Below are 17,415 nucleotides of genomic sequence, written 5' to 3' on the forward strand. Positions count from 1 at the left end.
GGTCTGCTTGCATCACAGCCTCTGCGGCCTCAGCATCTGGACTTCCACCGATGAGCAGACAAGGAGCTGAAGATGGCTATGAATCCCGTTGGCTGGTTCGAGATCTACGTGCAGGACATGTCGCGCGCCAGAAGCTTCTACGAATCCGTTCTGGGCTGTCAGCTGCAAGCGCTGGCCATGCCGGAAGGCGGCGAGCACCCCGATATGGAAATGTGGACATTTCCCGGACAGCCAGATAATGCCGGCGCCACCGGGGCGCTGGTCCGCATGCCCGAATGCCCCTCTGGCGGCGGCGGCACGCTGGTCTATTTCGTCTGTGAAGACTGCGCCGAGCAGGCCGCGCGCGTTGCACGCAACGGCGGCAGCCTGCACCGCGACAAAGTCTCCATAGGCCCTTATGGCTTTATTGCCCTGGCCATCGACACCGAAGGCAATATGTTTGGCCTGCACTCGATGAAATAGAGCTCGCACCGGTCCACGAAAAAGGCCTGCCTCCAAGGAAAGCAGGCCTTTTTTACGTGGCTAGCGGGTGCAATCAGGCCAGCAGTTGCCTCAGCACATAGGGAAGGATGCCGCCATGGCGGTAGTAGTCCACCTCGATGGGTGTATCGATGCGCAGCTTCACGGTCAGGGTTTTCTTGCTGCCGTCGGGCCTGGTGATCACCAGTTGAGCATCGCTTTGCGGCGCCAGGTCGGCGGCTGGGATCACATCGATGAACTCCTCGCCCGTCAGGCCCAGGCTTTGCCAGCTGTCATTGCCCTTGAACTGCAGCGGCAACACGCCCATGCCCACCAGATTGGAGCGGTGAATGCGCTCGAAGCTGCGCGCCACCACGGCCTTGATGCCCAGCAGCTGCGTGCCCTTGGCCGCCCAGTCGCGGCTGGAGCCCGTGCCGTATTCCTCGCCGGCCAGCACCACCGTGGCGCGGCCTGCGGCCTGGTACTTCATGGCCGCGTCGTAAATGGCCATCTTCTCGCTCTTGCCATGCTCATCGCGGAACAAGGTGACACCGCCCTCCTCGCGTGAGCCGTCGGCTGCGGCGGGAATCATCAGGTTCTTGATACGCACGTTGGCAAAAGTGCCGCGCATCATCACCTCGTGGTTGCCCCGGCGCGAGCCATAGCTGTTGAAGTCGGCTTTTTGCACGCCATGCTCGAGCAGCCACTTGCCGGCCGGCGAAGACTCCTTGATGGAGCCTGCGGGCGAGATATGGTCGGTGGTGATGGAGTCACCGAACAAGGCCATGATGCGGGCGCCGTGCACAGCGCTTGGATTGGAGGCTCTATCTGTCGTTGCGGACGGCGCTTTCAGTTCCAGAGCAAAGTCGGCAAAGAACGGCGGCTCGGCGATATAGGTGCTCTCGGGCCAGGTGTAGGTGGCGCCTGTCACCCCCCGAATCTTTTCCCAGAGCTTGCCCGGCTCGCTGGCCACCTGCTCGTAATTGCTGCGGAAGGCCTTGCCATTCATGGCGAACTTGAGCAGCTCCTGAATCTCCTCGCTGCTGGGCCAGATATCGCCCAGATACACGTCCTTGCCGCCCTTGCCCTTGCCCACGGGCTCGGTCATCAGGTCCTTGCGCACTGTCCCGGCGATCGCATAGGCCACCACCAGCGGAGGGCTGGCCAGGAAGTTGGCCTTGATATTGGGGTGAATGCGGGCCTCGAAGTTGCGGTTGCCCGACAGGACGGCCGCGCAGACCAGATTGTTCTGCGTGATGACAGCATTGATCTCGGGGGTGAGATCACCGGCATTGCCAATGCAGGTGGTGCAGCCGTAGCCGGCCAGCGCAAAACCCAGCTTTTCCAGATAGGGCAGCAAGCCCGCCTCGGTCAGATAACGAGTCACCAGGCGGGAGCCCGGCGCCAGCGAGGTCTTGATATGCGGCTTGACCTTGAGGCCTGCCTGAACCGCCTTCTTGGCCAGCAGGCCTGCCGCCAGCATGACGCTGGGGTTGGAGGTATTGGTGCAGCTCGTGATGGCGGCAATCAGCACATCGCCGCTGCCGATATCGAAGCCCTTTTCCGGCGCTGCAACCGCATGGCTGGCATCAGAAGCAATCGCACTGGCCTCGGCCTTGCCGGTCTCGGGCGTGTTGCTCACCATCTCGGCCTTGTTGCGCTCCGCACCAGCCGACAGGGGTTTGCTCTCGGGCTGCAAGGCCTCGGGACCATCGGGACTCACCACGTGGCGACGCGCCAGTTGATCGGCAGGCAGGTTGAAACCATTCTGGGCCACGGGAGCGCTGAACAGCTCGTCGAACTGCCCGGCCACATGGCCGATCTCGATGCGGTCCTGCGGGCGCTTGGGCCCGGCTAGGCTCGGAGCCACCTTGCCCAGATCCAGCTTGACCACATGCGAGTAGTCGATTTCGCCGGCCTTGGGCACGCCAAACAGCTGCTGGGCCTTGAAGTAGGCCTCGAAGGCTTGGATCTCGCTCTTGGTACGTCCCGTTCCCTTGAAGTACTCGATGGTCTTTTCATCGACCGGGAAGAAACCCATGGTCGCCCCATATTCAGGAGCCATATTGCCGATGGTGGCGCGATCTGGCAGGGAAAGACTGCGCGTTCCTTCGCCAAAGAACTCGACGAATTTGCCGACCACTTTTTCCTTGCGCAGCAGCTCCGTGACGGTGAGCACCAGATCGGTGGCCGTCACACCTTCGCGCAACTGGCCGGTCAACTCGAAGCCCACCACATCGGGCGTGAGGAAGTACACGGGCTGGCCCAGCATGGCCGCCTCGGCCTCGATACCGCCCACCCCCCAGGCCACCACGCCTATGCCGTTGATCATGGTGGTATGGCTGTCGGTGCCGACCAGGGTGTCAGGGTAGTACACCGCATCACCCTTGCCGCTCCTTGCCTTGTGCACGCCGCGCGCCAAATATTCGAGATTGACCTGGTGCACGATGCCGAAGCCCGGCGGCACGACACCGAAGGTGTCGAAGGCCTGCATGCCCCATTTCATGAACTGGTAGCGCTCCTGGTTGCGCTGGAACTCCAGCTTCATGTTCAGGTCCAGCGCCTTCTTGGTGCCGAAGTAGTCCACCATGATGGAGTGGTCCACCACCAGGTCCACGGGCACCAGCGGCTCGATGGACTTGGGCTTCTTGCCCAGCTTGGCAGCCGTGCTGCGCATGGCGGCCAGATCGGCCAGCAAGGGCACGCCGGTGAAGTCCTGCAGCACCACGCGCGCGACGACAAACGGAATCTCGTCGACCCGCTCGGCCTTGGGTTGCCAGCGCGCCAGTTGCGCCACATGCTCCTCGGTGATCTTGTTACCGTCACAGTTGCGCAGCACCGATTCGAGCACGATACGAATCGAGACCGGCAGGCGCTTGATCTCCGGAAACTGCTTGGCCAGGGCCGGCAAGGAATAGAACTTGCCCTTCTTGCCCTCGGCCAGTTCAAAGGACTTCAGGGTTTTGGCAAAAGCATGCGACATCGTGAGACTCTCCATGGACAGAACACAGGGAAAACGCTTTTGCATTCCATTGTGCACACAACTCCCGAGAAAAGGGTGGGACAGGGCGCCGGCAACGCAAATCGGCTCGCATGGGGGCAAAAAAGAAAGCCCGCGCTGGGCGGGCTGGAGTTACGGTGAGGCAAGCTCAGGCGCCGGCGTCCGGCAGAAACCCCTGTCCTTCGCTCAAGGGCGCAAAGCGGTAGCTGGCCGGCGTGCGGCTGAGCTTGACCGGTGCGCCCAGCCCCTGGTACTCGCCCATCTCCACCACCATTTCCCGGTGCGCGGTGTGCGGATGCGCTAGCGCCTGGGCGACATCGAGCACCGGCGCGGCGGGCACGCCTATGGCCATCAACTCATCGGCAAGCTTCACGCCATCGAGCAACGCAAACGCCTGCTGCAGCAAGGGCTTGAGCTCGGCACGATGAACGGAGCGCTGGCCTGCGGTGGCAAAGCGCTCGTCCTGCGCCAGCCCCTCCTGACCGACATGGCTGCACAGCAGCCGGAACTGTCGGTCATTGCCCACGGCCAGAAATATGGGGGCACCGCCGGTGCTGAGCACATCGTAGGGATAGATATTGGGATGGGCATTGCCCGAGCGCTGCGGCACCTTGCGCCCCATGAACCAGTTGGCTGCGTGGGGATGGAGCAGCGACAGGCCGGAGTCGTAGAGCGAGGCATCCACCAGCTGGCCCTGCCCGCTGCGCCCCCGCTCGTGCAGGGCCAGCAGCACGCCGATGGTGGCATTCAGCCCCGTCACCATGTCCACCACCGGCAGGCCCACGCGCAGCGGGTCGCCATCGGCCTCGCCGTTGATGCTCATGATGCCGGCCATGGCCTGGATGGCGGCGTCGTAGCCGGGCAGGCTGCCCAGAGGGCCGTCGGCGCCGAAGCCCGTGACGCGGCACCAGATCAGATGCGGCAGCTCTTCTCGCATCTGCTCAAAGCCTATGCCCCATTTCTCCATGGTGCCGACCTTGAAGTTCTCCACCACCACATCGGCCTGGGCCATCAGCTCGCGCACGCGCTGCTGGCCTTCGGGCACGGACAGATCGAGAAACTGGAGGCGCTTGTTGCGGTTCAAGCCGAAGTAGTAGGAGGCCACGCCGTCGCGAAACGGAGGCCCCCAGGTGCGGGTATCGTCACCCTGCGGCGGCTCCACCTTGAGCACATCGGCGCCATGGTCGCCCAGTATCTGGCCACAGAACGGACCGCCCAGAATGCGTGACAGATCAAGCACCTTGACGCCCTGCAAGGCTCCGGCGCCAACCGCGGCTGGATTGTGCATGTTTCACTTTCCGACAGAATGCAGGCCCATGGGCCCGCGTGTTGATCAAAGATTGCTCGAAGGCTTGCGCCGCCAGTCGCGGCAGCCCACGCCTCAGGCCAGAGGCTTTCGGCCCAGGCCGCGCACCAGCGCGCTCAGGCGCTGATGGATGGCATGGAAGCTCTGGTCCGCCTCTACCTGCGAGGCAACGGGCTGGCGGATATGCTTGCCCTCCAGCTCCAGCTTGGCGCGGATTTCCGGATTCACCAGCGCCTGCCCTATGGCGCTGCGCAGCGCGGCCACGCGATCGGCGGGTGTGTCCTTCTTCACGAAGTAGCCCGCACTGACCGTGTATTCAAAATCCGGGCTGAGGCGACTTTGCGATATCAGCGGCACATGGGCCAGCTCCTTGGGCAGGGTCCTGGAGAAACTGGTCAGAATTTTCAGGCGCCCCTGCTTGGCCATGCCTTCGAAGCTTGCCTGATAAGGCAGGATGGCGAAGTCCACCTGCCCTCCTGCCAGGTCCTGCAGGGCCGGCGCGCCGCCCTTGTAGGGCACGTGCAGAAACGGCAGCTTCAGTCTGGCTGCCAGGGCATCGCCCATCAGGTTGTACATGGAGTCCACGCCCACCGTGCCATAGGTCAGCGGGCCGCTTTTGCTGGCGCGTGCATATTCGATGAACTCGTCATAGCTTTCGACAGGCAGCCTGCTCTTGACCATGAGCACGATGGGCGACTCCGTCGTGGGGGCCGCCAGCGTGAAATCGCCTGGCTTGTAGCGCGCTGCCGTATTGAGCATGGGCGCCAGGAAGATCTCGTTGGCCGAGCCGTGAAAGAACATATAGCCGTCTGCTGGCGCGTTGAGCACCTTGGCCGCGGCAATCAGTCCCGTGCCGCCTCCCAGGTTCTCCACCACCACCTGCTGCCTGATGCTGCTGCCTATGGATTCGGCAAAGATGCGCGCTGCCACATCGCTGGCCCCGCCTGCAGGAAAAGGCACCATGAGAGTCAGAGGCTTGGCCGGAAAGCTTTCTGCAGCCCGGACCCAGCTCGAAGCTGCCGCCAAGGCAGCCGTCTGCCACAGTGTGTGCCGCATAAAGCTGCGGCGGTTCCATGTATCCATCTCCTGCCTCCCTCTTCCATATGCGGCCGCTCAGGCCAGATAGCTTTGCACCAGTTGCGTCCAGAAGGCCGCACCGATGTGCAATGCCTTGTCATTGAAGTCATACAGCGGGTTGTGCACCATGCAACCGCCATCCTCGCCCACGCCGTTGCCCAGCCGGATATAGGCGCCGGGACGCTTTTGCAGCATGTAGGCAAAGTCCTCGCTGCCCATGGTGGGCGTGCGCTCGCCCACCTTGTCCTCGCCCAGCAGGCTGATTGCCACCTGGCGCGCGTACTCGGTCTGGGCTGCACAGTTCACGAGCACCGGGTATTTGTGCACGTAGTCGATGTCGCAGCTGAGCTGATAGCTCTCGGCCTGGGCCTGCACAAAGGCCTTGATGCGCGTCTCCACCCAGCTGCGCACGTCCGGGTTCAGGGCGCGCACGCCAATCTTGAGCACGGCGCTCTCGGGCACGATGTTGAAGACCTCGCCAGCCTGGATGGAGCCCACTGTGATCACGGCCGCATGCTGGGCATCGATCTCACGCGTGATGATGGACTGCAGGCCCAGCACGATGCTGGCCGCGCACTGCATGCTGTCTATGCCGTGGTGCGGCATGGCGCCATGGGCGCTGCGCCCGCGCAGCGTAACGGTTACGCGGTCGAACGAGGCCATGGCCGGCCCGGAGCTGATGGCCATCCGGCCCACGGGCAGGCCAGGCGCGTTGTGCAGCGCATAGATCTCGTCGCAGGGAAACAGCTCGAACAGGCCCTCGTCCACCATGCGCATGGCGCCGCCCTCATTCTCCTCGGCAGGCTGGAAGATCAGGTTCAGCGTACCGTCGAAATCGAGCTTTTCAGCGATGTACTTTGCCGCGCACAGCAAGATGGCGGTATGTCCGTCATGGCCGCAGGCGTGCATTTTCCCAGGCAGTCGGCTGGCATAGTCCAGGCCTGTTCTTTCATGGATGGGCAAGGCATCCATGTCCGCGCGTATGCCCAGCGACTTGCTGCCCGAGCCTTTCTTGAGCACGCCGACCACGCCGGTCACGCCCAAACCTCGGTGCACGGCATAACCCCAGCGAGTCAGGGATGCGGCCACCAAATCGCTGGTGCGCGTCTCCTCGAAAGCCAGTTCGGGATGGGCATGGATGCTGCGGCGCACCTCGACGAACTCGGCTGCGACGGACTGCAGTTGTGCGAGCAGAAGGGAAGGTGAAGATATCATGGCTATGGATAGGTGAAGTACCCCGGCTCATGCATTGCATGGACTCTCGGGCAGTGGCAGGCAGTGCGAAACAGTGTCCTCCTCATGACCAAGATGAGGAGTTTCGAAAAGTTCTAACACGTCCAACCTTCGATGGCATGCCTGCGCTTGCGCCCAAGCGACAGCGCCATCAGTCAAGCTTCACGCCGGCCTTTTGCACCACCTCGCTCCATTTGTCGAGTTCGCTCTTGACGAAGCCGGCCAGATAGGCGGGCCTGGCATCCGCGCCGCGCTCAAGGCCCTGGGCCGCAAAGGCGTTCTTCACATTCTCGGAATCCAGCGCTTTGGCATAGGCCTGATTGAGCAGCTCCACCCGCTCTACCGGCATGCCCTTGGGGCCGACCACGCCGAAGAACACGCTCACGTCATAGCCAGCCAGACCCTGCTCGGCGATGGTGGGGATCAAGGGCATGGCGCTGGAGCGTTTGGACGTGGCCACGCCCAGGGCCTTGACCTTGCCGGCCTTGATATAGGGCATGGCCGTGAGGATGTCGGTGAAAGTCATGTCCACCTGACCGGCCAGCAGGTCGTTGAGTGCCGGCCCCGTGCCCCTGTATGGCACATGCTGCAGCTGGGTGCCGGCCAGGCCATTGAACAGCACACCCGCCAGATGGGATGAAGCACCATTGCCCGAAGACGCGAAATTGAGCTTGCCGGGCTTGCTCTTGTCCAGCGCAATCAGCTCCTTGACGTTGCCAACGCCCAGATCCGGCCGAACCACCAGTACATTGGGCAGATAGCCAACGTAGATGATGGGCGTGAAGCTGGTGCGTGGGTCGTAGCTGATGGACTTGTACAGCGGCTTGTTGATGGCCAGCGGACCCGAAGTACCGAACATCAGCGTATAGCCGTCAGGCTTGGCACGTGCCACGAAGTCGGCTCCGATATTGCCGCCGGCGCCGGCCTTGTTCTCCACGATCACGCTCTGGCCCAGCTCCTTGGTCAGCTCGGTAGCCAGAATGCGCGCCATGGCGTCGGTAGGGCCGCCAGGTGGAAACGGCACGATGAACGTGATGGGGCGTGTCGGGTATTTCTCCTGGGCAAGTGCGGGCAGTGCTGCCGACAGGGCGGCGGATGCCATCAGGCCCAGCGCTGCGCGTCTGGCTCTATGCATGTCTGTCTCCTTGGAAGGGTGTTGCCGATGAACCGGCCAGATATCACTGAGATATCACTGGGGGGTACCGCCGGCACCGGCCTTGAAGTGCTCCATGCGCGTCTTCTCGCGTGCGTAGGCGCTCCTGGCGTACTGCTCGAACTCTTGCGGGCTGCGGTAGTTCAGCGGCTGATTGAGTTGTTCGAGGATCTTGCGCCCCTGCGCCGACTCCAGAGCAGCCTTGAAGGCGTCATGAATGATGCGCAACCGCGCCGGAGCCAGGCCGGCAGGGGCGGCAATCCCATAAGGCGACTCGATCACCGCGTCCACGCCCAGCTCCGTCAAGGTGGGCACCTGGGGGAACTGCGGAACACGACTGGAGGTGAACATTGCCAGGTAGCGCAATCGGCCCGACTGGACATGCTGGGAGGCTACGCCGGAGAGCACGCCCGCATCGATGTGACCGCCCAACAGGTCGCTGGCCTGCTCCGAGTCACCCTTGTAGGGCACGCGATTGAACTGCAGGCCCGTGGACTGCACCAGCTCGCTGAGCACGATGCTGGGCGTTTGCACCGGGCCGGCCGCACCGACGGAGATCTGGCCGGGACGCCTGCTCGCATCTTCGGCAAACTCCTTCCAGCTCTTCCACGGCGCTTCCCGGCGCACAGCCAGCCCGAAGGTGTAGTCGGTCATGCCGATCACATAGCTCAGCTTCAAGGGGTCAAAGCTCACCCGGTTCAGATACGGTTCGCGATAGACACTGGCAGGCAGCACGGCCAGGGTGTAGCCATCAGGCTGAGCCCGCGCCAGCTCCACCGCGCCAAACGTGCCGTTGGCGCCTGGCTTGTTCTCTATGACCACCGGTTGCCCCAGCAACTGCGAGGCTTGCTGTGCCACCACCCGCAAATGCGCGTCCGTCGGCCCGCCCGCGCCATAAGGCACCACCAGGCGTATCGGCCGAGCCGGATAGGAGTCGCCCTGAGCCTGCACGGCGAAATGGGCTGCCGCCAGCAGCACTGCACCCGAGGCTGCGACCAGCAGCCTTCGGCGCTCTCTTGTGTGATTGCGCATATTTGTCTCCTTGCAGAAATAATCCGAGAGCCGATAGCGCCTTTCTCACGAAGCGCTTCAGCCGTTTCTTCTACTTATTTCAAGGCTGCCGGCAATCACTCCAGCCACTGCGCCGGCACGGCGGCCGCATCGTCCAGCGGATCACGCGGCAGCACACGGTGCAGCAGCACCAGTTGCGACAGGCGCAGGCGCTCGTTTGATCCGGTCTGTGCGGCTTCCCAGGCCATGGCGATGGCCGTGGTGCAGTTGTACAGAGCTGTGGCGGCCTGGCGGGCCAGCACTTCGCCGCCGTCCTGAGCGGCCCTATCGGCCAGGGTGCTGGCGCGGGCCAATGCATCTTCCAGCGCATGGCGGTAACCGGGCACCAGGCGGGCGTGATCGAGCAAGCCACGCAGGTACTGCTGCAGCACGGGCAACGAACCTTCGCGCTTGATGGCGCGGATCACGTCCAACGCCACGATATTGCTGGTGCCTTCCCAGATGGAACCCAGGTGGGCATCGCGCACCAGACGCGGATCGCTCCACTCCTCGATATAGCCGCAGCCGCCGCGCACTTCCATCGCATCGCCAGTGACCTTGCGTGCATCGCGGCAGGCGCGGAACTTGATCAGCGGCGTCAGGATGCGCAGCAGCGCATAGGCATCCGGCTGGCCCGCGTCGGAGCGCATCAGCGTCTGCGCGGTCTGGAACACCATGGTGCGCGCCTGCTCGGCGGGCACGCGCAGCTTGTCGAGCTGGCGCTGCATCAGCGGCATCTGCTCCAGGCGCTTGCCAAAGGCAATGCGTTCATGGGCGATGAATTCGGCCTCGGCCACAGCGCGGCGCATCATGCCGGCGGAGCGCACACCGTTGGACAAACGCGAGTTGTTGACCATGTCGGCCATCTGCACAAAGCCCCGGCCCTGCTCACCCACGAGATAGGCCACGGCGCCGTCCATGCGGATCTCGCCGCTGGCCATGGACTTGGTGCCCAGCTTGTCCTTGAGGCGGACGATGCGGTAGCGATTGGTGCTGCCATCGTCCAGGGAACGCGGCAGCAGAAACAGCGAGATGCCCTTCAAGCCCGGCGCTCCACCCTCCACACGAGCCAGCACCATGGCGAACTCGGCATCGGGGTTGGAGCAGAACCACTTGTCGCCGGTGAGAAGCCAGGAGCCATCGGCCTGAGGGGCGGCCATAGTCAGCGTGTTGGCGATGTCCGAGCCTGCTGCCTGCTCGGTCATGAACATCGCGCCCTGGGCCTGGTTTTCCCAATCCAGCGAGAGCAGCTGAGGCAAATACTTGTCCACCAGCTCAGGGGTACCGTACTTCTTGAGCGTGCGCGTCAGCGAATCGGTCATGGACAACGGGCAGCACAGACCGAACTCGGACTGCACGAACAGAAAGGTCAGCGCGTACTTGACGATGGGCGGCAGCTTGCCGCTCCAGCCCAGCATGTCTTCCCGGTGCGAGATGGCCTGCAGGCCGAACTCCCCGTAGGCGATGCGCTCAAGCTCTTCATAGGCTGGATGCTTGATGATGCGCTGGCTGTCCTGGCCGGCGCGGCTGCGGTGCTCGAGCGTGGGCGGATTCCTGTCGGCAATGCCGGCCAGCTCGTCGACGCGCCCACCGGCCAGCTCACCCATGCGCTGCAGATAGGGCTGCAGATGCGCCAGCAGATCGGCGGGCAGATAAAGCGCCAGCAGCGACTGCAACTCAGGATCGGTGGCGTAGAAATTGGCTCCGTGGCGATCAGGCACGGGATGTGCTGCAGCGCGCACAGCCTGGGCCAAGGCATGCATCTGGCTCTTATCGTTTGCGGACATGAACGTCTCCTGCTGAATTCGAATATCCCCCTGAGGAGCTGGGTGTCCTCTCATTGGAAAGAGGACGACAACCTCGCTACAGGGCTGACCTTGCTTGCCGTCTCTGGTTGGGGCTGTGACGAATTCAGGCGATATGTACCGCACACAAAGCCGGCAATGGAGGCAAGGACTGTCACGAATTTCAGCACCCTCATATATTCGCGTCAAATATTATTAAAATCTTTCTCAATACTTTTTAAATATCAATAACCCATGGAACTGAGACTGCTGCACTACTTCGTCACCCTCGCCGAAGAGCTTCATTTCAGCCGTGCTGCCCAGCGGCTGTCGATCTCCCAGCCTCCGCTGTCCGTAGCCATCAAGCAGCTGGAGCAAGAACTGCAGGCCCAGTTGTTCGAGCGCAGCAGCAAGGGCGTACGGCTGACTGCGGCCGGTGAACATTTGCTGGACAAGGCGCGCCAGCTATTGGCTCTGAGTCAGCAGGCCGCACAGGAAACGCGCGACGTGGCCCAGGGCACGCGAGGCCATCTGCGCCTGGGTTTCGTCGGATCGAGCCTGTACCGCGGCTTGCCACAGGCACTGGAGCGGTTCCAGCACGACCACCCCCTGGTGCGCGTGGACATGCTTGAGGCCAACAGCGCAGAGCAAATCCTGGACCTGCAGCAAATGCGGCTGGACATGGCCCTGGTCCACTCCATACAGCCGCCCGAAGGAATTGCCAGCCGGCTGCTGATGGAAGAGCCTTTCGTGGTCTGCCTGCCCGAGCGCCACCCGCTGCACGCCAGCGCCGCCATCGATCTGGCCGAACTCAAGAACGACCGTCTGATCCTGTTCTCCAGCCTGGTCTCGCCCACCTATCACCAGCGCATCTACGAGATGTGCCTGGCCCATGGCTTTGCACCCGAAGTACGCCACGAGGTACGGCACTGGCTGTCGGTGATCTCTCTGGTTTCGCTGGGTCAGGGCGTGGCACTGGTGCCCCAGGCACTGACGCGCGTGGGCATGCCGCGCCTGGTGTTTCGTCCGCTCAAAGGCTCGCACCCATCTTCAGAAATGCTGGCCATGTGGCGTCGTACGCCGGCCAATCCGCTGGTGCAGGCATTGCTGGCCTGCCTGCAGCAGGCGGTAACAGAGCTATGACGCCAAGTCAGGACCGATCATCGCTGACCGGCAGGCCAGCCCGCGGATCTACTTCAACGCTTCACTGCCGAACTCTTCGAGACAGCATTGACTGCCCACAAGGAACTCTCGCCTGAATGGAAACAAGAGGCCAGGACGATTGACACAACTCAAGGCAATTCATCCTGCGACCTGGCTAGCGAATGGGAAGCCGGTCACGCGCTTGGCTCGGGGGGGCGCGTAGGTACGGACCTTGGAGGTGCTCAGGCCCAGGCGCACCAGCGACTCGGCAATGGTCACGGCCGCAGCTACTCCATCGACCACTGGTACACCGGTCAGCTCACGGATCTTGGCATCCAGTTCGGCCATGCCTCCACAGCCGAGGCAAATGACTTCAGCATGGTCTTCGCTGACGGCAAGGCCCGCTTGACGAACAATCGCTTCAACCGCGCGTTCGGGTTGAGTCTCCAACTCCAGCACAGCCATGCCGCTGGCGCGAACCGATGCACAGCGTTCGTCCAGGCCAGCGAGCTTGAGTCGGTCCTCGATCAATGGCACAGCGCGATCCAGCGTCGTGACCACCGAGTATTTGTGGCCCAGGAACATGGCCGCAGTGGCCGCCGCCTCGGTGATGTCCACCACGGGAACGTCCAGCAACTCCTGCAGGCCCTCGCGGCCATGTTCACCGTAGCCGGCTTGAATGACTGCATCAAAGGGCTGTCGATAGCTCATCACTGCATCCATGACACCGACCGCAGCAAGATAGCTTTCAAAATTCCCCTCGACCGATTCGGCACCAAAGCGCGGGGTCAGCGCGACTATCTCTGTTCCAGGCGCAGCAACTTTCCGAGCTTGCATGCCAATGGCATGGGTCATCGACTCAGTGGTGTTCACGTTCACGATCAGAATGCGCATGATTTTCAACTTTCTTTCTCAGTGTTTGGCGGAGGCTACGGAAATGGCTTCGCCATCCTGGTCTTCGTAGGTGAGTCCTTTCGGTGCAACCATCCAATAGAACAGAGCACCAAGTCCGGCTGCGATGAACCAGGAGAACTGGGACAGCGATTGCAGCGTCGGCAGGAATGCAAAGAGCAGCGAGATCAGGGATGAAGGAATCAGCGCCTGAATTGCCTTGGGGTTGATGCCATTGCGGTAGTGATAGGGGCCTGCGGGGTCGTGTGTATAGAGCGCCGGCACGTTCACGCGCTGTTTGCGGATCAGCCAGTAGTCGGCCATCACGATGCCGAACAGCGGTCCCAGAAATGAACCCAGCCCTCCCAGGAAGTAGACGATGACCAGTGGAGAGTTGTAGAGATTCCAGGGCAGGATCACGAAACCGAGAACTGCACTGACAAGAGCTGCCCGGCGGAAGTTCAGATGCCTGGGCATGAGGTTTGCCAACGCCAGGGCCGGAGCCACGAAATTTGCCATCAGGTTCACGGCAATGGTCAGGATCAGCAGTGAAAGACTGGCCAGCATCAACAGTGGCTTGTTGGGAATGTTCTGGACGATGTCGGTCGGGCTTTGAATCAGCGTGCCATCGATGGCAAGTTGTCCCCCCGTCAAAATGACGACGATCAAGCCGAAGATCAGCATATTGATCGGAATACCCCAGAAATTGCCTTTCACCACAGCGCTGCTTGAAGTAGCTGCCCGTGTGAAATCACAGAAGTTCAGCACGAAGGTACCGTAGATGGCAACCCACAGTGACGCTGCGCCCAGGATCTGCAGCCACATGGCTTTGCCGCTGCTTTCAAAAGGGGCGGACCAGTGCAGAGTCCACTTGGCGCTATAGAAGATCCATCCTGCCAGGGCAATGAAAGTCAACAGAATTACAGGGCCGGCAAAGGCCTCGTACTTCCGGATGCTCTCCATGCCCCAGCAGGCAATGAGCACCTGCACAACCCACAGGATGGAAAAGCTAAGCCAGCCCAGCAATGGCAGGCCCAGTACGACTTGCTCTTTGAGCGACTGCAAGCCGGGAAACAGCGTGATCAGCATCACGTCGAGGACCATGGATGCCAGGTAGGTCTGAATGCCGAACCAGGCAATAGCGACTCCGCCGCGGATCAATGCAGGAATCTGCGCACCGCGTGTACCAAAGCTGATGCGGCTCATCACCGGAAATGGAATCCCTGTACGGGTCCCCATAAAGCCCGAGAGGGACAGCAGCACGAATAGAAATGCCGCACCCAGCAAAAGCGCCATCAGGATCTGGTGGCCTCCCAGCCCAAGTGTAAAAAGACCAATGGCAAACGCGTAGTTGCCGAGGCTGTGTACATCGTTGGCCCAAAGGGTGAACAGGCTGTAGCTCCCCCAGGTACGCCCCTCCTTTGAGGTTGGTGCCAGATCGTGGTTGTACAGCGCCGGAGAAACTCCGGCCGGCAAGCCTTTATCTCGCTTTGGGCTTGTGGTGTTGGCCCCCGAGGTTAATGACTCACCATGGGTGTTCAGTACTAGGTTGTTCATATGCCGCCTTCCATCAGGGTGCGCCGTGGAGCCCCTTTGCCATGACCTCATTTCGGCTGAGCAGGCCATGCTTGTCTACCGTTATTAGCGGCTACGGGCGACGCAGGCCTGCAGCCATGTTTTCGCTGCTGAAGAGCTGTGATGCTCATGAAGCGAATCGAATCTGCCCCATATCCATCTGCTTCCGCAAGCTTGTTCAGCAATGCTTTGAACACATCGCTGACATGCATGCAATGTATACAAGGCATGAATTCAAGATGCTAGTAGGAACCCTTGTTCTATCGGCCAGAGAGATTGGTTCGGTGGAGTCCTCAGATGGGAGGACAAACGGTCACTAGCAGGCGCAGCAAGCCCTGGCGCGCATTTCTGCACTGGGCGAGGCGCAGGAACCTACACTTTGATCATGGCTGTTTTGCGCAGATATCCATCTATGAACTTCTCCACGATCCGCGCTGAGCAAAGCCAGGTCACTGTGCGTATCCAGGTGCCATAGAAAATATTGCCGAAGTCACACACCGCAATGAGTACCAGTAGTCACCGGTCAGTTGCTGCAAAGCTGGCATTCAGCCCGTGTCCATCGCACCAATATCGCTCGCCAATGAGCAATCGGCGCTGATGCGCCCATGGCTTTGAGATCAGTTGGAATGCAAGGCAAGACCTTGGCAGCTGCATTCACCAAGTGCGGCAGCAGTCGAGATAGATGGATAGTCCATTTGGCAGGTAATGCGCAGACGAGCGCTCTGTTGCGATCGGCGGCATTGGCAATTCTTGCTGGAAGACCATTCCACGACGCGATGGCTATCCGTGTGGTTTCATGGCCCTCATTGAAACTGTGGCGACGTCTATCTGCTGCGCGAGCCATTCCAAGTCCTGGTCGAGGAGCTGGCGCAGCGCCGATGCCATGATCTCCATGGACCGGCTCCTTGATGAATGCTGCCAGGCACTATCAGCGAACGCTCAAGTCATCACCGGCGCAGATGGCGAGCTCAATCGCTGCCTGCCAGGGGCAAGCGCTTCAAGTGTCAATATTGGCTCGCCGGAAAGCGATGGAAGCTCAAGATCAGGGAAGCGGCCGAGCTGCCGAGGGGCTCAACCAGGCTTGATCCCGCCCAGGACTCCCGTCGACTTTGAAACGCCTATTTGGCTGAAGACGAATCTTCAGGAGCCAGAATGGAGCGGAGTCGGTTGCGTGCTCCGCGACGACCGATCAGGCTTTCATCAAGGCGCGATGCCAACGCATCAATGTGAGCAATCATTAATTGTTCAGCCCGCAAATTGTCCCCATCTGCCAGCGCCTCAACAATGGCAGCGTGATCGTCATTGAAGACTCTGGCCTCAGTCTTCGATTGATATAGATCTGAGATCAGAGTTGTTCGCGCCGAGAGATCGACCATCATGGAAGTCAGGAACCGATTGCCGAGACACTCTGCCAAACAAATATGAAAGTCGGCCAGCAGCCAGCTGCGGGCTTCCGCGTCCCCACAGGCAATGGCTTTGCGCTCTTCGGCGATGTGCTTGCGCAGGCGTTTCAGTGTTGCCTGCAAGGGTTGACCAGCGTCACGCAACATGCCCGGTTCAACGACGCGCCTTGCTGCATAGGTTTCCTGAGCTTCCTCAAACGAAGGCTCTGCAACATACCAGCCAACCCTGGAGCGGACCTCCACAAAACCCCGGGTCTGAAGGTGCATCAATGCCTCGCGGACCAGGGTTCGACTGACCTGAAACAAGTCCGCAATGTCTTGCTCACCAAGTTTCTCTCCTGGACGGAGCTTGGCTGTCAGGATCGACTCTATGAGACGCTCGGCGATCTTGGTTTTGGTGATGACTGGAGTACTCATTAAATTGATTTTATGCGACCGAGCTGTTACGAAGTTGAGGATCGTAAGAGTCGATAAATTCGGCCATGCCCGCAATGGCAGGTGATAAATATTGCGCTCCAGAGAGCATGTGGCAGAGCTGGCTGAAGGAGGAGCGTAAGTCAAATACGCCTGGCGGGCCATTCATCTTTCTTCTCCTGCGATTGCCTCAAGAAGCGCCCGATACGCCTTAAGGGAGAATACCTACCTTTTCTTGAATCAATGTTGTATACAAGTGTTGAGTTCAAGATCTATGATGAAGCAATGGAAGCCTCACTTACTTGGTCCATTGCAGAAAGTCTGACCAAAGCAATTGTTGAACATCGACTGATGCCCGGCACCAAGTTGCCGGAACAGAAGCTGGCCAATCATTTTGGTGTTTCCCGCACTTTGGTTCGCCAGGCTTTGTTTCAGGCATCACAGAACCGGCTGATCACACTCGAGCCCACGCGCGGTGCCTTTGTGGCCACGCCCTCGGTTGAAGAAGCGCGCCAGGTCTTTGCCGTGCGTCGCATGCTCGAAGCCGAAATGGTGCGCAATTTTGCCGCGCAGCAGACACCCTCCCGCTTGCTGGAGCTCAAAGCGCATGTGGCTGCCGAGAAGAAGGCCATGGAATCCAATGACGTGGGCCAGTGCACCGAACTGCTGGGCGACTTCCACGTGCGCATGGCCGAACTCATGGACAACGAGGTGCTGGCACAGCTGCTGGGCGAGCTGATTTCCCGCTGCGCATTGATCACCCTGATGTACCAGTCTGCATCGGCGGCCGAGCATTCGCACGAAGAACATGCCGACATCGTGACCGCGCTGGCTGCGGGCGATGCCGAACATGCGGTGCAGCTGATGCTGTTGCACCTCGATCACATGGAAGAAGGTCTGTCCTTTAACCGTACTTTGCCAACGCA

At 61.0% G+C, this 17,415-nt stretch carries 13 protein-coding genes; 3 read left to right on the forward strand and 10 right to left on the reverse strand.

Annotated elements, in window-relative coordinates; genetic code table 11:
- The first annotated feature begins 72 nt into the window (after positions 1-72).
- Positions 73-462, forward strand: a complete 390-nt coding sequence (locus CTATCC11996_RS15180) for a VOC family protein (protein WP_034349263.1) — start codon at positions 73-75, stop codon at positions 460-462.
- A 73-nt stretch (positions 463-535) separates the two neighbouring features.
- Here CTATCC11996_RS15180 and CTATCC11996_RS15185 read toward each other — a convergent pair whose 3' ends face one another.
- From CTATCC11996_RS15185 to CTATCC11996_RS15215, 7 genes are all read right to left on the reverse strand, one after another.
- Positions 536-3,442, reverse strand: a complete 2,907-nt coding sequence (locus CTATCC11996_RS15185; protein WP_003077707.1) for an aconitate hydratase — start codon at positions 3,440-3,442, stop codon at positions 536-538.
- Positions 3,443-3,608: 166 nt separating this feature from the next.
- Positions 3,609-4,748, reverse strand: coding sequence for a CaiB/BaiF CoA transferase family protein (locus CTATCC11996_RS15190; protein WP_003077709.1), 1,140 nt, complete (start codon positions 4,746-4,748; stop codon positions 3,609-3,611).
- A gap of 93 nt (positions 4,749-4,841) precedes the next feature.
- A complete protein-coding gene (locus CTATCC11996_RS15195) occupies positions 4,842-5,849 on the reverse strand; it encodes a tripartite tricarboxylate transporter substrate binding protein (protein WP_003077711.1) in 1,008 nt (335 codons plus the stop codon).
- A gap of 30 nt (positions 5,850-5,879) precedes the next feature.
- Positions 5,880-7,058, reverse strand: coding sequence for a M20 aminoacylase family protein (locus CTATCC11996_RS15200; protein WP_003077712.1), 1,179 nt, complete (start codon positions 7,056-7,058; stop codon positions 5,880-5,882).
- Between the two features lie 169 nt (positions 7,059-7,227).
- Complete coding sequence (locus CTATCC11996_RS15205) at positions 7,228-8,211, reverse strand: Bug family tripartite tricarboxylate transporter substrate binding protein (RefSeq protein WP_003077714.1); 984 nt, start codon at positions 8,209-8,211, stop codon at positions 7,228-7,230.
- 54 nt (positions 8,212-8,265) lie between these two features.
- Positions 8,266-9,261: a tripartite tricarboxylate transporter substrate binding protein gene (locus CTATCC11996_RS15210; RefSeq protein ID WP_003077716.1), complete on the reverse strand. Its 996-nt coding sequence runs from the start codon at positions 9,259-9,261 to the stop codon at positions 8,266-8,268.
- A 95-nt stretch (positions 9,262-9,356) separates the two neighbouring features.
- Positions 9,357-11,066 (reverse strand): acyl-CoA dehydrogenase family protein, encoded by a 1,710-nt coding sequence (locus tag CTATCC11996_RS15215; protein ID WP_003077718.1) that lies wholly within the window; start codon positions 11,064-11,066, stop codon positions 9,357-9,359.
- 252 nt (positions 11,067-11,318) lie between these two features.
- Between CTATCC11996_RS15215 and CTATCC11996_RS15220 the strand changes: the two genes are divergently transcribed.
- Positions 11,319-12,206 carry a LysR family transcriptional regulator gene (locus tag CTATCC11996_RS15220; RefSeq protein WP_003077721.1) on the forward strand — a complete coding sequence of 296 codons (888 nt, stop codon included), beginning with the start codon at positions 11,319-11,321 and terminating at the stop codon, positions 12,204-12,206.
- 159 nt (positions 12,207-12,365) lie between these two features.
- On the opposite strand, the gene CTATCC11996_RS15225 is transcribed toward CTATCC11996_RS15220, so the two are convergent.
- From CTATCC11996_RS15225 to CTATCC11996_RS15235, 3 genes are all read right to left on the reverse strand, one after another.
- Positions 12,366-13,100 (reverse strand): aspartate/glutamate racemase family protein, encoded by a 735-nt coding sequence (locus CTATCC11996_RS15225; RefSeq protein ID WP_003077723.1) that lies wholly within the window; start codon positions 13,098-13,100, stop codon positions 12,366-12,368.
- Positions 13,101-13,118: 18 nt separating this feature from the next.
- Positions 13,119-14,723 (reverse strand): NCS1 family nucleobase:cation symporter-1, encoded by a 1,605-nt coding sequence (locus CTATCC11996_RS15230; protein ID WP_236597805.1) that lies wholly within the window; start codon positions 14,721-14,723, stop codon positions 13,119-13,121.
- Between the two features lie 1,067 nt (positions 14,724-15,790).
- Positions 15,791-16,492, reverse strand: coding sequence for a GntR family transcriptional regulator (locus tag CTATCC11996_RS15235; RefSeq protein ID WP_003077729.1), 702 nt, complete (start codon positions 16,490-16,492; stop codon positions 15,791-15,793).
- A gap of 282 nt (positions 16,493-16,774) precedes the next feature.
- On the opposite strand from CTATCC11996_RS15235, the gene CTATCC11996_RS15240 reads away from it, so the two are divergent.
- Positions 16,775-17,415: GntR family transcriptional regulator (locus CTATCC11996_RS15240; RefSeq protein WP_034349291.1), on the forward strand; the 641-nt coding region annotated here is incomplete at its 3' end.

Origin of the sequence: Comamonas testosteroni ATCC 11996 (assembly GCF_000241525.1) — a bacterium.
Classification (GTDB): Bacteria; Pseudomonadota; Gammaproteobacteria; order Burkholderiales; family Burkholderiaceae_C; genus Comamonas; species Comamonas testosteroni.

What these genes read in the sequence shown, in the direction of transcription:
- CTATCC11996_RS15180 (WP_034349263.1), top strand. Translation starts at nt 73, where the DNA reads ATGGCTATGAATCCCGTTGGCTGGTTCGAGATCTACGTGCAGGACATG.
- CTATCC11996_RS15185 (WP_003077707.1), bottom strand. Translation starts at nt 3,442, where the DNA reads ATGTCGCATGCTTTTGCCAAAACCCTGAAGTCCTTTGAACTGGCCGAG.
- CTATCC11996_RS15190 (WP_003077709.1), bottom strand. Translation starts at nt 4,748, where the DNA reads ATGCACAATCCAGCCGCGGTTGGCGCCGGAGCCTTGCAGGGCGTCAAG.
- CTATCC11996_RS15195 (WP_003077711.1), bottom strand. Translation starts at nt 5,849, where the DNA reads ATGGATACATGGAACCGCCGCAGCTTTATGCGGCACACACTGTGGCAG.
- CTATCC11996_RS15200 (WP_003077712.1), bottom strand. Translation starts at nt 7,058, where the DNA reads ATGATATCTTCACCTTCCCTTCTGCTCGCACAACTGCAGTCCGTCGCA.
- CTATCC11996_RS15205 (WP_003077714.1), bottom strand. Translation starts at nt 8,211, where the DNA reads ATGCATAGAGCCAGACGCGCAGCGCTGGGCCTGATGGCATCCGCCGCC.
- CTATCC11996_RS15210 (WP_003077716.1), bottom strand. Translation starts at nt 9,261, where the DNA reads ATGCGCAATCACACAAGAGAGCGCCGAAGGCTGCTGGTCGCAGCCTCG.
- CTATCC11996_RS15215 (WP_003077718.1), bottom strand. Translation starts at nt 11,066, where the DNA reads ATGTCCGCAAACGATAAGAGCCAGATGCATGCCTTGGCCCAGGCTGTG.
- CTATCC11996_RS15220 (WP_003077721.1), top strand. Translation starts at nt 11,319, where the DNA reads ATGGAACTGAGACTGCTGCACTACTTCGTCACCCTCGCCGAAGAGCTT.
- CTATCC11996_RS15225 (WP_003077723.1), bottom strand. Translation starts at nt 13,100, where the DNA reads ATGCGCATTCTGATCGTGAACGTGAACACCACTGAGTCGATGACCCAT.
- CTATCC11996_RS15230 (WP_236597805.1), bottom strand. Translation starts at nt 14,723, where the DNA reads ATGGCCTGCTCAGCCGAAATGAGGTCATGGCAAAGGGGCTCCACGGCG.
- CTATCC11996_RS15235 (WP_003077729.1), bottom strand. Translation starts at nt 16,492, where the DNA reads ATGAGTACTCCAGTCATCACCAAAACCAAGATCGCCGAGCGTCTCATA.